The sequence below is a fragment of the Pseudomonadota bacterium genome, from assembly GCA_016719885.1.
GTDB lineage: Bacteria > Pseudomonadota > Gammaproteobacteria.
Genome location: JADJYF010000010.1, coordinates 19,104 through 32,778, shown reverse-complemented (window position 1 = coordinate 32,778; position 13,675 = coordinate 19,104). Strand labels below are relative to the sequence as shown.

Here is a 13,675-nt window from a genome sequence, read left to right as displayed (position 1 = left end):
GGCGCCGCGCATCATGAAGCTCGTTGAAGCGCCGCCGCGTTTCGTGTTCTTCACCGGCAAGGGCGGCGTCGGCAAGACGTCCATCGCTTGTGCCACCGCCATCGCGCTCGCCGATGCGGGCAAACGCGTGCTGCTGGTCAGCACCGATCCGGCCTCCAACGTTGGCCAGGTGTTCGACCTCGCCATCGGCAATCACATCACGCCCATTGGCGCGGTGGCGAATTTGTCGGCGCTGGAAATCGATCCCCAGGCCGCCGCCGCGGCCTATCGCGAGCGTATCGTCGGACCGGTGCGCAATCTCCTGCCGGCGGCGGTGGTGAGCGGCATCGAAGAGCAGTTGTCGGGCGCCTGCACCACCGAGGTCGCGGCCTTCGATGAATTCACCGCGCTGCTCACCGATGACACGCTGACCGCCGGATTCGATCACGTGATCTTCGACACCGCGCCTACCGGACACACCATCCGCCTGCTGCAACTGCCGGGCGCCTGGAGCGGTTTTCTCGAAGCGGGCAAGGGCGATGCGTCCTGTCTCGGACCGCTGGCCGGGCTCGACAAGCACAAGACCCAGTACAAGGCTGCGCTGGCGGCGCTGGCCGACACCACGCGCACGCGCCTGGTACTGGTGGCCCGCGCCCAGGCCGGCGCCTTGCGCGAACTCGCGCGTACCCATGGGGAACTGGCGGGGGTCGGCATCAGCGAACAATATCTCGTCATCAACGGCTTGTTGCCAGCCACCGAAGCCAGCAAGGACGCGCTCGCCGAGGCCATCCACGTCCGCGAACAGGCGGCCTTGGCGGCGCTGCCGTCGGTGCTGGCGCGCTTGCCGCGCGACGAACTGCCGCTGCTGCCCTTCGACATGGTCGGCGTCGGCGCGTTGCGCGCCTTGTTCAAGCCGGTCGTGCCAGGCGCTGATGTCGTTGACGCAAGCATCACGGGCGCCGAGGGCGTGTGGCAGGCTTCGCGCCTGTCATCGCTGGTCGATGACATCGCGCGCGACGGTCACGGCCTGGTGATGCTGATGGGCAAGGGCGGCGTCGGCAAGACCACGCTGGCCGCCAGCATCGCGCTGGAACTCGCGCGTCGCGGCTTGCCGGTGCACCTGTCGACTTCCGATCCGGCCGCGCATCTCGAACAAACTCTCGACTCGACGTTACCGCAATTGACCGTGAGCCGTATCGACCCGCAGGTCGAGACCGCGCGTTATCGCGAGCAGGTGATGGCGAGCAAGGGCGCCGAGCTCGACGCCGCCGGGCGCGCCCTGTTGGCGGAAGACCTGCGCTCGCCCTGCACCGAGGAAATCGCGGTGTTCCAGGCCTTTGCGCGCGTCATCGCCGAGGCGCGCACGCGCTTCGTGGTGATGGATACCGCGCCTACCGGCCACACCTTGCTGCTGCTCGACGCGACCGGCGCCTACCACCGCGAAATCGCACGTCAGCAGCGTGACGGCGCGGCGCTCGCGCTCACTCCCATGAGCCAGCTGCGCGATCCGGCGCAGACCAAGGTCCTGCTGGTGACCCTGGCCGAAACCACGCCGGTGCTGGAAGCGGCGCACCTGCAGGACGATCTGCGGCGCGCCGGCATCGAGCCGTGGGCGTGGATCGTCAACAACAGCATCGCCGCCAGTCAGCCTGCATCGCCACTGCTGAAGCGTCGCGCCGCCAACGAGATGGCGGTCATCGAGCGTGTTGCCAGCACGCATGCGCGACGCCTGGCCGTGGTGCCGGTACTGCGCGACGAGCCGGTCGGCGCCGAGCGTCTGCACGCGCTGGCCAGCGCGGCGTGAGGTCGCGGCCCGCGGAATTTCCTGATCACTGTAATCGTCAACGAGGAACATGATGATGGCACCCAAGCTTGCCCTTTCACTGCGCGCCGCGGTCGGCGCCGACTGGCCCGCCATCGAAGCGCTGCTCATCGACAACGGCCTGCCCACCGCCGGCGCGCGCCAGCACTTGCATACCTTTCTGGTCGCCATGCACGAGGGCAAGGTGGTCGGCGTGGCCGGCGCCGAGATCTACGGCCAGGATGCCTTGCTGCGCTCGGTGGCGGTGGCGCCGGCGCTGCACGGCCAGGGCATAGGCGAGCGCATCCTTACGCAGCTGTTGCTGGAAGCCGCGCGTCGCGACATTGCGCATCTCTTCCTGCTGACCGAAACCGCCGCCGATTACTTCACGCGTTTCGGCTTTCACATCACGCCGCGCGAGCAGGCACCGCCGGCCTTGCAGGCCTCGGCGGAATTCCAAGGTGCGTGTCCGGCCTCGGCCACGCTCATGGTGTTGACCCTGCGCGCGGCGCGCGCCGTCGATAGCGATCTGCCGGTAGCCGTGATCGGCGCCGGGCCGGTGGGCCTGGCGGCCGTCGCACGCCTCGTCGAGCGCGGCATGGCGGTGTTGCTGTTCGAGGCCGGCAGCCGCGTCGGCGCCAATCTCGTCGACTATGGCCACGTGAAACTGTTCTCGCCGTGGCGTTACAACGTCGAACCGACCATGGCGGCGATGCTGGAGGCACACGGCTGGCAGGCGCCGCCGCCCGATGAGCTGCCGGCGGCTGGCGAAGTGGTGACGCGCGTGCTGGAGCCGTTCGCGGCGCTGCCCGCGGTGGCCAGCACCCTGCATCTCGACAGCAAGGTCGTCGCCATCACGCGCGAAGGCCATGACAAGTTGAAGAGCGCCGGCCGCGACGGCGCGCCCTTCATCCTGCGCGTGGTCGAAGGCGGCGTGGAAAGGGAATACCGCGCACGGGCGGTGATCGACGCCAGCGGCACCTGGAGCACGCCCAATCCGCTGGGCGCGAATGGCCTGCCCGCCCTTGGCGAACGCGATCATGGCGACGCGATTGTCTACGGCATACCCGATGTGCTGGGCAGTGCGCGCGAGCGCTATGCCGGCAAACGCACGCTGGTGGTGGGCGCCGGTCATTCCGCCGCCAACAGCCTGCTGGCGCTGGCGGAACTCGCGCGCCATGCGCCCGGTACCGAACTCGTGTGGGCGGTGCGTAACGACAACCTCGCGCGCGTGTTCGGCGGCGGTGACGCCGATGGTCTCGCCGCGCGCGGACAACTCGGCGCAGCGCTGAAGTCGCTGCGCGATTCCGGCCGGCTTGAATTCGTCGGCGGCTTGCGCATCACTGCCATCACGCGCGAAGGCGAGCAGCTGTTGGTGTCGGGCCTCGGCGAACACGGCAGCCCCATCGATATGGCGGGCATCGATCAGATCATCTGCGCCACCGGTCAGCGTCCGGCCCTGGCCATGACCAGTGAACTGCGTCTCGCGCTCGACCCGGCGCTGGAATCGACCGCCGCGCTCGGCGAACTGGTCGACCCGAACCTGCACAGTTGTGGCAGCGTGCGGCCCCCTGGTCACCGTGAACTGTCGCACCCCGAGAAGGATTTCTACACCGTCGGTGTGAAGAGCTACGGCCGCGCGCCGACCTTCCTCATGATGACGGGCTATGAGCAGGCGCGTTCGGTGGTGGCGGCGCTGGCTGGCGATTGGGCGGCGGCCGACGCGCTGCAACTCGAGCTGCCGGAAACCGGCGTGTGCAGCGTCACGCTGTCCGAGTCGAGCGCTGCTGACGGTGGCTGCTGTGCGCCGAGCACCGCTGCGCCCGCCGCGAGCAATGCCTGCCGTGCTCCCGGCCTTGCCCCTGTATCGTTTTCGAATTCGCTTACGTCCAAGACAGACACAGGGTGCGATTCGCGAGCCGAGTCCGCCCGCGTCAAACACACACATCAAGAGGACATCATCATGACCACACTCAGCCATCGCGATCGCGAACTGGTGGCGCTCGGCGCCGCGCTCGCTTCCAACTGCGTGCCCTGCATCGAATACCACGTACCGGAAGCGCGCAAGGCCGGCCTCACCGACGCCGAGATAGGCGAAGCCATCGCGCTCGCCGACAAGATTCGCCAGGTGCCGGCCAACAAGGTCTTGGCGTCGGCCAGCGCTGTTCTCGGCGCCGCTGCGCAGGGTGCAACGGGTGCGGCCTGCTGCACGCCGGACAAGGTCGAGGCCACGGCCCAGGCCACCGGTTGCTGCACGCCCGACAAAGCGCAGGACATGGCGCAGTCCATGGCCAATGCTTCCGGCTGTTGCACGCCGGCCGTTGCCGAGAAAGCCGCCAAGTCCTGCTGCTGACCGACGCGTGAGCATGGGGTGTGCCGTCACCGGCACCCCTTTGCCTGGAGCCTCATACAATGCATGTCGTCCCTTCGATCCCGAGTTTCTCCGCGGTGAGTCGTGAACTCCGCGCGCCGTTGTTGCGTTACCTCACGCGCCAGGTGGGCGATGCGGCGGTGGCCGAGGACCTGTGCCAGGAAACCTTCATCAGGATCGAGCGCGGACTCGCCGACTTCGAAGGCCGCGCCAGCCTCAAGACCTGGGCCTTCGCGATTGCCAACCGCGTGGTGGTCGATTACCTGCGGCGTGGTGCGCAGGGCGTGAAGTTCGTCGCTATCGATGAAGCGGCGGACATGGCCGACACCACGGCGAGTGTCGACGAGCAGATGGCCATCGACGAGATGAATTCCTGCGTGCGCGAGTTCATCGACACCTTGCCGCCGGACTACCGCAGCGCGCTGATCCTGCACGACCTGGAAGGCATGAGCGTGGCCGAGACCGCCGACATCACCCAGTGTTCGCTGGCGACCGCCAAGATTCGCATCCATCGCGCGCGTCGGCGCCTGAAGGCGGTGCTGGACCAGGCCTGCGATGTCTATCGCGACAGCGACAGCGTGTTTCGCTGCGCGCGCTGCTGAGTTCGCTCGTCTGCGCTAGTCGAGCAGCGCGCGCAAGGCTTGCACGCCCACCGGTGGCGTGCCCTGCCAGGGCAGCAGGTAGATCCTTTGCGCAAGCTCGGCGCGCACCCTTTCGACCTGCGCCGCTTCTCCCGCCATGCGCGCGACCAGCAGTGGATCGTGGGTGCCGGAGCCCAGCAGCGCGCGATTGATCACCCAGGCATAGGGCTCGATACGGGCACGACGCAGATCCTCCTGCAGCGCCGCCGCCTCCGACACCGGTGTCACTTCCGGCAGCGTCACCAGGATGATCCTGGTGAACGCGCTGTCCTGCAGTCGCATCAGCGGCGTCACGACGCGCGCGGCATTGTGCTCGGCGAAGCTGTGCATCATCTGTCGATGATAGGCGCCCGTGGCATCGAGCAGCAGCAGGCTGTGGCCGGTGGGCGCGGTGTCGAGCACCACCACCGCGTTGCGCGCCTGCGCCACGGTATGGGCGAAGGCGTGGAACACCGCCACTTCCTCGGTGCAGGGCGAGCGCAGGTCTTCCAGCAACAGCGCACGGCTTTGCTCATCGAGGAATTTGCCGCGCGTGGCCAGGACCCTCGCTATGTATTTCTCAGTCTCGACGCGCGGGTCGATGCGCTCCACGGTGAGATTCGCCATGTCGCCCGCCAAGGCATCGCTGAGATGGGCGGCGGGATCGGTGGTGCTCAGGTGCACGGCGATGCCGCGCGCCGCGAGGCCCACCGCCACCGCCGCGGCGATGGTGGTCTTGCCCACACCACCCTTGCCCATGACCATGATGAGGCCATGGTCGCTGCTGGCGAGTTCGTCCACCAGCCGGCCGAGTAACGGCAGGTCGTGCGGCCCTTGCCGCGCGGTCGCGGCCACCGCCGCTTCATGCGGGTCGGGCGCACGCAACACCGCGCGCAATGCCGCCAAGCCCACCATGTCGAAGCTGCGTAATGGCAGCCGCTCCTGGGGCAGGTCACGCAGCGACGTCGGCATGTGCGCGAGCACCTTGGCGCCGAGTTCGGCGAAGCGTTGCGCAACGTCGTCGTTGCGGTCCGTCGCCGTGAACACACCATTGATGACCAGCCGTTGATTGACGAGTCCGAGCGCGCGCAATTCATCGCTGGTGCGCGCCGCTTCGCGTAGTGCGCTCGCCTCCGGCCGCGTGACCAGCACGAAGGTGGTGTGCGCGGCGTCGGCCAGTGCCGCCAGCGCGGCGCGAAAGTTCGCCTCCTGCATCTTGAGGCCGGAATGCGGGCCGAGGCAGGAAGCGCCGCGATCGTTGTCGGCCAGGAAGCCGCTCCAGGCGCGCGGCAGGCTCAGCAGTCGCAGCGTATGTCCACTCGGCGCCGTGTCGAAGATCACGTGGTCGTATTGACGGGTCGCGCCGGTCAGCAGCGCCACGAACTCATCGAAGGCCGCGATCTCCGTGGTGCAGGCGCCGGACAGTTGTTCGCGCACCAGCGCCTGCTGCTCGGCATCGTCGGCAAGCGCGGCCAGCACGCGCTGGCGATAGGCGTCGGCGGCCTGCTCGGGATCGATGTTGAGCGCCGTGAGATTCGCCACGCCCTGCACCGCGCACGCGCCGCCGGCGAGGGGCGTGGCTAGCATCTCGTCGAGATTGGATGCCGGATCGGTGCTGACCAACAGCACCGAGCGGCCGAGGTCGGCGAGCGCAATCGCGACCGCGCAGGCCAGCGTGGTCTTGCCGACCCCGCCCTTGCCGGTGAAGAACAGCACACGACTGGCCTGCGCCACCAGCGCCGGCATGTCGATGCTTTTTGCATCGGTCGCCATCAGGGTTCGAAGTCCTTGAACGCCTGCTGGTAATCGGCGTGCCAGCGCGACAGTGGCGGACGATCCTCGGCCATGTCGTAGGCGGCCCACACCATGCGCTTGGCATCGTCGGCGCGCGACACCTCGTTGTCGGGGCAGATGATGTAGAAGCTGCCGCGTGCGATGGCCTCGAGCAGGGTGTCCACCACCTGTTCCGGCAGCCACGCGCCCGCCGGTTTGCTGCTCATACGTTGGCGCGTGAGGCCGGTATAGGTATAGCCCGGCACCAACAGATGGGCGCTCACCTGCGCGCCGGGAGTATTGCGCAGCTCGTGCTGCAGGCTTTCGGTCAGCGCTTTGACGCCGGCCTTGCTGACGTTGTAGGCCGGGTTGCCGGGCGGATTGGTGATGCCCTGCTTGGAGCCGGTGTTGATGATGACGGCCGGGCTGTGCTGGGCGAGCATGGCGGCGGTAAAGGCCTGCACGCCATGCACGATGCCCCACAGGTTGACGTCGATGATGTTGCGCCATGCGTCCAGCGCCGTCCATGCGCCACTCGCCTGGCTGGCGCCGGCGTTGTTCATCAACACGTCGACGCGCCCGAAGTTCCGGTAGGCCTCGTCCTTGAGCGCCGCCACGTCCTCGTAGCGGCTGACGTCGAGCGCTCGGCATGTCACCCGCGCGCCATGGCCGGCGGCGACCGGTTGCAGGGCGGCGGCTTCGATGGCGAGCTTGGGCTCGTTGCGGTCGGCCATCAGCACATGCATGCCGAGGGCGACGAAGCGTTGCGCGGCGGCGAGTCCGATGCCATCGGCCGCGCCGGTGATCACGGCGACGGCGCCGGCGGCGAATGCGGGATGCAGTGACATGGGCGTGCTCCTCGGAGGTGAGCGTCGATGGTAACGAAACTCGGCGCGCAGAGCGCGGCTTGCGGTCGCCGAGCGATGCCTATTCAATGGCAAGCGACCCAGATGGACCGCAATTCGCATGAAAGTCGTGTTTCTCGATCGCTTCGCCATTCGCGCCGCGCTGCGGCCGCTGCGCTTTGCCCATGAATGGACGGAATACCCGACCACCACGCCCGAGCAGGTCATCAAGCGGCTGGCGGGCGCCGACATCGCCATCACCAACCGCGTGCGTTTCGACGCCGACATCATCGCGCGCCTGCCGGCCCTGAAGCTGATCGCGGTGTCGGCCACCGGTTACGAATGTATAGACGTGGCCGCCTGCCGGCGCGCCGGCATCACCGTCACCAATGTGCGCGACTGGTCGACGCCGGCCGTCGCCGAGCATGCCTTCGCCATGATGCTCACCATTCGTCGGCAGCTGCTGGTGTACCGCCAGGCGCTCGCCGACGGCGCCTGGCAGCGCTCGCATTTCTACGGCGTGCTGAACGAGACGCTGCCGCAGGACCTGTTCGGCTGCACGCTGGCCATCATCGGCCACGGCGCGCTCGGCAAGCGCCTGGCGCGTCTCGCCGAGGCCTTCGACATGCAGGTCATCATCGCCGAGCGCAAGGACGCGGCGCCGCGGCCGGGACGGGTGTCCTTCGACGAAGCCTTGCGGCGTGCCGATGTGCTGTGCATCGCCTGTCCGATCAACGACGACACGCGCAATCTCATCGACCACGCCGAACTCGCGCGCATGAAGCCGGGCGCCACGCTCATCAACACCGCGCGCGGCGGTATCGTCAACGAGCAGGCGCTGGCCGATGCGCTGCGCAGCGGACATCTCGGCGGCGCCGGCATCGATTCGCTGGCGGTCGAGCCGCCGCGCGACGGCAATCCCTTGCTCGATCTCGAGCTGCCCAATCTCGTCATGACGCCGCACATGGCGTTCGCCAGCGACAGCACCCTGGCGCGCCTCGCCGAGCAGTTGCTCGCCACCGTCGAGGCCTTCGTCGCCGGCACGCCGCGCAATGTCGTCACTTAAGGTCGCGGCCGCGCCGCGCCCGCGTTACGCTGTGGCGCAGGCCGCCGCGGTCGGCCGACTGGCCGCCATGCGCTGAAATCTTGATACGCGTAGAGTAGGGGAGCGCCGTCATGCCGAGAGTCGATGAAGTGGCCTTGTGCTATCCCGAGGGGATCGCGGATCTGAACGATCTCGACCTTTTCGCCGCCGGCCAGCCCCACGCCGCGTTCCGCGCCCTGCGCGAACGCGCGCCGGTGTTCTGGAACCCGGAAGCCGACGGGCCCGGCTTCTGGGTGATCACGCGTTACGACGACATCGTCGAGATCTCCAAGCAGCCGAACCTCTATTCCAACGCGGCCGGCGGTCATTACATCTCCTACGAATCCATGGGCATCCACGACGCGGAAGCGCAGAACGCCTTCCTGCACATGCTGCTGGCCATGGATCCGCCCGAGCACAACCTGCATCGGCGACTGATCGCGCCGGCCTTCAATCCCGCCATCGTGCGCCGCTTCGAGGACGGCGTGCGGCGCAAGATGCGCGAACTGTTGGACGCGGTGGCGGCGCGCGGCGAGTGCGATTTCGTCACCGACATCGCAACGCCGCTGCCGCTGTGGACCTTGTCGGAATTGCTGGGCGTGCCGGAGGCGGACCGCGCCGACATCATTCGCTGGTCCAACGAAGCGCTGGCACTGCTCGACCCGGATTACTTCGCCAGCCCCGACGCCGGCCAGCACGTGTTCGTGAAGCTCTTCGAGTACGGCAAGAAGATGATGGCGCTGCGTCGCGCGCAGCCGGCCGACGATCTCTTGAGCGTGATGGCCAACACGCGCATCGACGGCGAAGGCCTGCCACAGGCCACGCTCGACGGCTTCTTCGTGCTGATGGTGCTGGCCGGCAACGAAACCACGCGCAACACCATCGCCGGCGGCCTGCGAGCTTTCACCGAGTTCCCCGAGCAGTGGCGCAAGCTCAAGGCCGAGCCGTCGCTGGTCCCCAACGCGGTCGAGGAGATGCTGCGCTACGTGAGCGCCATCATCTACATGCGCCGCACCGCCACCGCCGACACCGAGCTGCGTGGCCAGGCGATCAGGAAGGGCGACAAGGTCGTGATGTGGTATGGCGGCGCCAATTTCGACGACAGCGTGTTCGCCGATCCCTACGCATTCGACGTCACGCGCAAGAACGCGCGCGACCACCTGGCCTTCGGCATCGGCCAGCATTTCTGTATCGGCTCACAGCTTGCGCGCATGCAGATCCGGGTCGCCTATGAAGAGATCCTGGCGCGCCTGCCGGACATCCGCGCCACCGGCCACTACAGCTACCTGCGTTCCAATCACCTGTCGGGCTTGAAGTCCATGCCGGTGGTGTTCACGCCGGCCTAGCGCCGCGCCGAGACTTCAGTCGGTGCGCATTCGTTCGCACCGACGCAGCGGGCCGTGTCGCTCGGCTTGTCACGCATTCTTCATCGAGGTGTCACAAAGCCACCGTAGAAGTGTCACGCAGTCAATCACGCTGCGCCCATCCCACGGAAATGTCGGTCAACATCCTGATCGTCGAGGACGAGCCCGCCATTCGGCAGGTCCTCGGCATGACCCTGCGCGGCGACGGCTACCATTTCCTCGAAGCGGGTGACGTGCACCAGGCGCAGCACGCCATGGGCACCATCATTCCCGATCTGATCCTGCTCGACTGGATGCTGCCCGGCGTCAGCGGCCTGGAGTTCGCCCGGCGTTTGAAGCGCGATCCGCGCACCAGCGCGATTCCCATCATCATGCTGACGGCGCGCGTCAGCGAGGACGACAAGGTCCAGGGTCTCGATCTCGGCATCGACGACTACATCACCAAGCCCTTTTCAGGCCGTGAACTGCTGGCGCGCGTGCGCGCCATCATGCGCCGCACGCAGCCGGTGGCCGGCCAGGACGTGGTTGAACTGGGCGCCATCCGTCTCGACCGCATCACCCATCGCGTACTCGTCAACGGACGGCCGGTGGCCTTGAGCCCGACCGCCTTTCGCCTCATGCAGTTCTTCATCACCCACCCTGAGCGCGTGTATTCGCGCGCCCAGCTGCTGGATGGCGTATGGGGCGACAAGTGCGATATCGACGAGCGCACGGTCGATGTGATCGTGCGACGCCTGCGTCGCCAGCTCGAGCCTTTCGGCTGCGGGGATTACATCCAGACCGTGCGCAGCATCGGCTACCGATGCTCTGCGCTCATGCGCTGAACCTGACACACAAGCGACTTCTTTTTGTCATCGAATCGACGCATTGCCGCGCGACATGCCAGGTGACGCGATTGTGACAACCCGCGTCATCGGAATGTCATCGAGGCTCGCGATACTCGCGTCACGAAAAGTTCATCAAACCGAACACGGCTCGACATTTTCGCAATGCAGATTGCACGGCGGCACGAAGCGACGCCCCGCGTCGCACTCAATGGGCCGTGCAGGGAAGAGAAAACAAAGCGGACGCACACGGCCGGTCTCGGCGCTCTTGAGACGAATGCTACTTATCTATTTATGGAGTTCGAAATGCAGATGAAAACCCAACTGAAAGCGCTCGCCGCGGCAGTCAGCATGACCCTCGGCCTCGGCGCGCAAGCCGCGCTCATCAGCAATGACAACATTGCCAACGTCGGCCTCGGCACCGGTGCCGGCAGCCTGGTGCTGGCGATGGTCGACCTGACGGCCAACAAGTCATTGGTGTTCAACACCGGTCTTTCCGCCGATTCCTTCAACGGCCAGGCCGGCAGCAGTTTCAACGTCGCCATCCAGGCGGGCGATCTCGCCAAGCTGAACGCCTTCCTAGGCGGCGCGGCGGACCCTGCCAAGGTCAAATGGAATATCTCCGCGATCGACAACCGCGTCGACTTCACCGACGGCGGCGACGTGCTGTGGAGCCCCAATGGTTTCCAGATCACGGCAGCGGTCGGTACCACGGCGGCGCAGGTGCTGGCCAACGGCCCGACTACCGGCGACGCGATCAACACCGGCGTCATGACCAACATGGCCAACGACTACTTCAACCTGCAGAACGCGCTGACCGGCGCCAACTCGCTGGTGGGCGCGAACAACGTGACGGTGGTCGCGGCGGACGGCCCGCAGGGCTTCACCACCCGTAACTGGGGCAGCCTGGATCTCGGCGTGCGCTTCGACACCCTCGGTGTGCTGGGTGGCTCGCTGGATTACTTCTTCGTGCATGGCACCGGCGTCAATGACGACACGGGCCTCGGCAAGGTCGGCGTCGACAAATACGCCGGCAAGTGGTCGCTCAACTTCGGCGCGCAAGGCACCTCGCTGGCCTACACCGTGCCGGCCGCCGTGCCGGTGCCGCCGGCCCTGCTGCTGATGGGCTCTGCCGTCGCCGGCCTCGGCGCGCTGCGTCGTCGCAAGAGCGCCTGATCGGCCCAACCTAACGAACCCAATTCAAGGAACCTCACAATGATTCGCAACAACTTCATGCAAGCGGCCATCGCGGCTGCGCTGGCGGCCTCGGCCGGTAGCGCGTTCGCCTACCTGCCGACCAGCAATGCCGATGCCGACAAGGTCATCTACTGGGCTGGCGCCAGCGCCTCGACCCAGAGCGCGCAGGACGCCATCATCGACTTCGTGTGCGATGCCGGCGCCGGCCCGATCAACGTCATGTCCCGCTCCAGCAATTGGGCAGTGGCATGTAAGGCCACCGCCGCCAAGACGCCGGCCCTCGGCACCGGGCGCGTGATGGTCATCAAGCGTGACAGCGGCGGCTCAGCGGTCGGCGTCGGTCCCCTGCAGCAGGGCGTGTCGCTCAACTTCATGCTGGTCAGCACCGGCGCGGGCGGCACCTGTCTCGGCGCCGACGTCGCCAAGCAGAGCTCCAATGGCACGCCCTATTCCGAGCGTAGCTGCACTTCCGGCAACTTCGCCCATGTGCCGGACATCGGCAGTTCCGACATCGAACCGGCGATGTTCACCGGCGCCAACGCACCGGTACTGAACACCTCCGATGGTCCGGGCGTGCCGGCCAACGGCACGCCTTTCCCGTTCGATCCGAACGGCGCCGCGTTCGCCAAGACCGCGACGCTCGGCGATCTCGTGTTCAACACGCCGGTCACCACCGAGCTGTACAAGGCCCTGCAGGCCGCGCAGTTCGCCGCCAACAGCCCCTGCTATCCGAGCGCCGGCAATGGCGCCTACAGCGCCGTCGTGCAGGTCAACCAGGACGACCCGGCGACTGCCGTCAACGAAGCCATCTCGGCGCCGCGCGGTGACACCGAGCAGTGCATGCCGTCGCTGTCACGCGAGGAGATCGCTTCGATCTTCACCGGCCAGGTCAAGAACTGGGAAGAGTTCAAGGTGTTGAACACCGCGACCAATACCACCATCGATCTGCGCACCGCCGCCAACAATGCCGGCCTGGTGCTGCCGCCGCTGCGTGGCAGTGCGACGCCGGTGCAAGTGTGCCGTCGCGTGAACGGTTCCGGCACCCAGGCGCAGTTCAATGCCGAGCATCTCGGTGTCAACTGCGCTTCCGGTGTGGTCGGTCCCAAGGGCGCGACCACGCTGACCTTGCCGTTCGTCGCTGAAAACTCTTCCGCGACCAATGTCGAACAGTGCCTGGATGATTTCAACAACGGCACCAACGTCAGCACCAAGAATGCCGGCCTGGTGAAGCGCTGGGCTATTGGCATCCGCAGCACGGAAGCGTCGGCCTCGCCGTCCACCACTTCGCCGTTCTGGAACTTCGGCTACCGCTACATCAAGATTGATGGCGTGGCGCCGACCATCGAGAACGTGCATCGCGGTGACTACTGGAACTTCGCCACCCAGAACCTGCAGGCCGCGCCGACCGCCAATGCCGACACCCTCGCGGTGTTCGACATCATCGCCAACAACGCCTTCACGGTCGCTGGTTTGAAGAACCTCAACAACGACTGCAAGCATGGCTTCGGTCGCGGTTGCTGGCTGGGCTCGCCGAAGAGCGCCGGCGCTTCGCCGCAGGTGTTCGATGTCGACCTGTTCGCTGCCGCGCCGGTCAACAACTTCACCCGCGCGCCGAACGGCAAGCCGCTGAACACCTGCCAGCCGGCGGTGCGTTCAGAGTTCTCGACTCACTTCATCGGTGCACCGGCCCCGGTGTTCCCGTAAGCGGGCTTGAGACGAGTCGCGCTGGCGGGGCTTTTCCCGCCAGCGTGCTTCGAACGCCAGCCGCGCGCGCCGCGGCTGGCGTTTTCAATTCTCCAACCTATGTATCGATAGCG

10 protein-coding genes are annotated in these 13,675 nt (G+C 66.8%); 8 read left to right on the top strand and 2 right to left on the bottom strand.

Annotated elements, in window-relative coordinates:
• Positions 1 to 13 precede the first annotated feature (13 nt).
• The 3 genes from arsA (IPM80_10970) to IPM80_10960 are packed head-to-tail and all read left to right on the top strand — an operon-like array spanning position 14 to position 4,753.
• On the top strand, positions 14 to 1,783 hold the full coding sequence (gene arsA / locus IPM80_10970; GenBank protein ID MBK8958931.1) for an arsenical pump-driving ATPase: 1,770 nt from the start codon (positions 14 to 16) through the stop codon (positions 1,781 to 1,783).
• Positions 1,784 to 1,832: 49 nt separating this feature from the next.
• Positions 1,833 to 4,133, top strand: coding sequence for a GNAT family N-acetyltransferase (locus IPM80_10965; protein MBK8958930.1), 2,301 nt, complete (start codon positions 1,833 to 1,835; stop codon positions 4,131 to 4,133).
• Positions 4,134 to 4,192: 59 nt separating this feature from the next.
• Positions 4,193 to 4,753 carry an RNA polymerase sigma factor gene (locus IPM80_10960; GenBank protein MBK8958929.1) on the top strand — a complete coding sequence of 187 codons (561 nt, stop codon included), beginning with the start codon at positions 4,193 to 4,195 and terminating at the stop codon, positions 4,751 to 4,753.
• Positions 4,754 to 4,768: 15 nt separating this feature from the next.
• On the opposite strand, the gene arsA (IPM80_10955) is transcribed toward IPM80_10960, so the two are convergent.
• On the bottom strand, positions 4,769 to 6,517 hold the full coding sequence (arsA, locus tag IPM80_10955; GenBank protein MBK8958928.1) for an arsenical pump-driving ATPase: 1,749 nt from the start codon (positions 6,515 to 6,517) through the stop codon (positions 4,769 to 4,771).
• A gap of 26 nt (positions 6,518 to 6,543) precedes the next feature.
• On the bottom strand, positions 6,544 to 7,392 hold the full coding sequence (locus IPM80_10950) for an SDR family NAD(P)-dependent oxidoreductase (protein MBK8958927.1): 849 nt from the start codon (positions 7,390 to 7,392) through the stop codon (positions 6,544 to 6,546).
• 118 nt (positions 7,393 to 7,510) lie between these two features.
• Between IPM80_10950 and IPM80_10945 the strand changes: the two genes are divergently transcribed.
• The 5 genes from IPM80_10945 to IPM80_10925 all read left to right on the top strand — a co-directional run bounded on the left by IPM80_10945 (position 7,511) and on the right by IPM80_10925 (position 13,562).
• On the top strand, positions 7,511 to 8,455 hold the full coding sequence (locus tag IPM80_10945; protein ID MBK8958926.1) for a D-2-hydroxyacid dehydrogenase: 945 nt from the start codon (positions 7,511 to 7,513) through the stop codon (positions 8,453 to 8,455).
• 110 nt (positions 8,456 to 8,565) lie between these two features.
• On the top strand, positions 8,566 to 9,819 hold the full coding sequence (locus tag IPM80_10940) for a cytochrome P450 (protein MBK8958925.1): 1,254 nt from the start codon (positions 8,566 to 8,568) through the stop codon (positions 9,817 to 9,819).
• A gap of 149 nt (positions 9,820 to 9,968) precedes the next feature.
• Positions 9,969 to 10,661, top strand: coding sequence for a phosphate regulon transcriptional regulator PhoB (phoB, locus tag IPM80_10935; GenBank protein MBK8958924.1), 693 nt, complete (start codon positions 9,969 to 9,971; stop codon positions 10,659 to 10,661).
• 306 nt (positions 10,662 to 10,967) lie between these two features.
• Entirely contained in the window at positions 10,968 to 11,837 is an 870-nt protein-coding gene (locus IPM80_10930; protein MBK8958923.1) for a hypothetical protein, read from the top strand.
• A gap of 39 nt (positions 11,838 to 11,876) precedes the next feature.
• A complete protein-coding gene (locus IPM80_10925) occupies positions 11,877 to 13,562 on the top strand; it encodes a hypothetical protein (GenBank protein ID MBK8958922.1) in 1,686 nt (561 codons plus the stop codon).
• Positions 13,563 to 13,675: the final 113 nt, after the last annotated feature.

What these genes read in the sequence shown, in the direction of transcription:
- arsA (MBK8958928.1), bottom strand. Translation starts at nt 6,517, where the DNA reads ATGCCGGCGCTGGTGGCGCAGGCCAGTCGTGTGCTGTTCTTCACCGGC.
- IPM80_10940 (MBK8958925.1), top strand. Translation starts at nt 8,566, where the DNA reads ATGCCGAGAGTCGATGAAGTGGCCTTGTGCTATCCCGAGGGGATCGCG.
- IPM80_10930 (MBK8958923.1), top strand. Translation starts at nt 10,968, where the DNA reads ATGCAGATGAAAACCCAACTGAAAGCGCTCGCCGCGGCAGTCAGCATG.
- IPM80_10925 (MBK8958922.1), top strand. Translation starts at nt 11,877, where the DNA reads ATGATTCGCAACAACTTCATGCAAGCGGCCATCGCGGCTGCGCTGGCG.
- arsA (MBK8958931.1), top strand. Translation starts at nt 14, where the DNA reads ATGAAGCTCGTTGAAGCGCCGCCGCGTTTCGTGTTCTTCACCGGCAAG.
- phoB (MBK8958924.1), top strand. Translation starts at nt 9,969, where the DNA reads ATGTCGGTCAACATCCTGATCGTCGAGGACGAGCCCGCCATTCGGCAG.
- IPM80_10945 (MBK8958926.1), top strand. Translation starts at nt 7,511, where the DNA reads ATGAAAGTCGTGTTTCTCGATCGCTTCGCCATTCGCGCCGCGCTGCGG.
- IPM80_10950 (MBK8958927.1), bottom strand. Translation starts at nt 7,392, where the DNA reads ATGTCACTGCATCCCGCATTCGCCGCCGGCGCCGTCGCCGTGATCACC.
- IPM80_10965 (MBK8958930.1), top strand. Translation starts at nt 1,833, where the DNA reads ATGATGATGGCACCCAAGCTTGCCCTTTCACTGCGCGCCGCGGTCGGC.
- IPM80_10960 (MBK8958929.1), top strand. Translation starts at nt 4,193, where the DNA reads ATGCATGTCGTCCCTTCGATCCCGAGTTTCTCCGCGGTGAGTCGTGAA.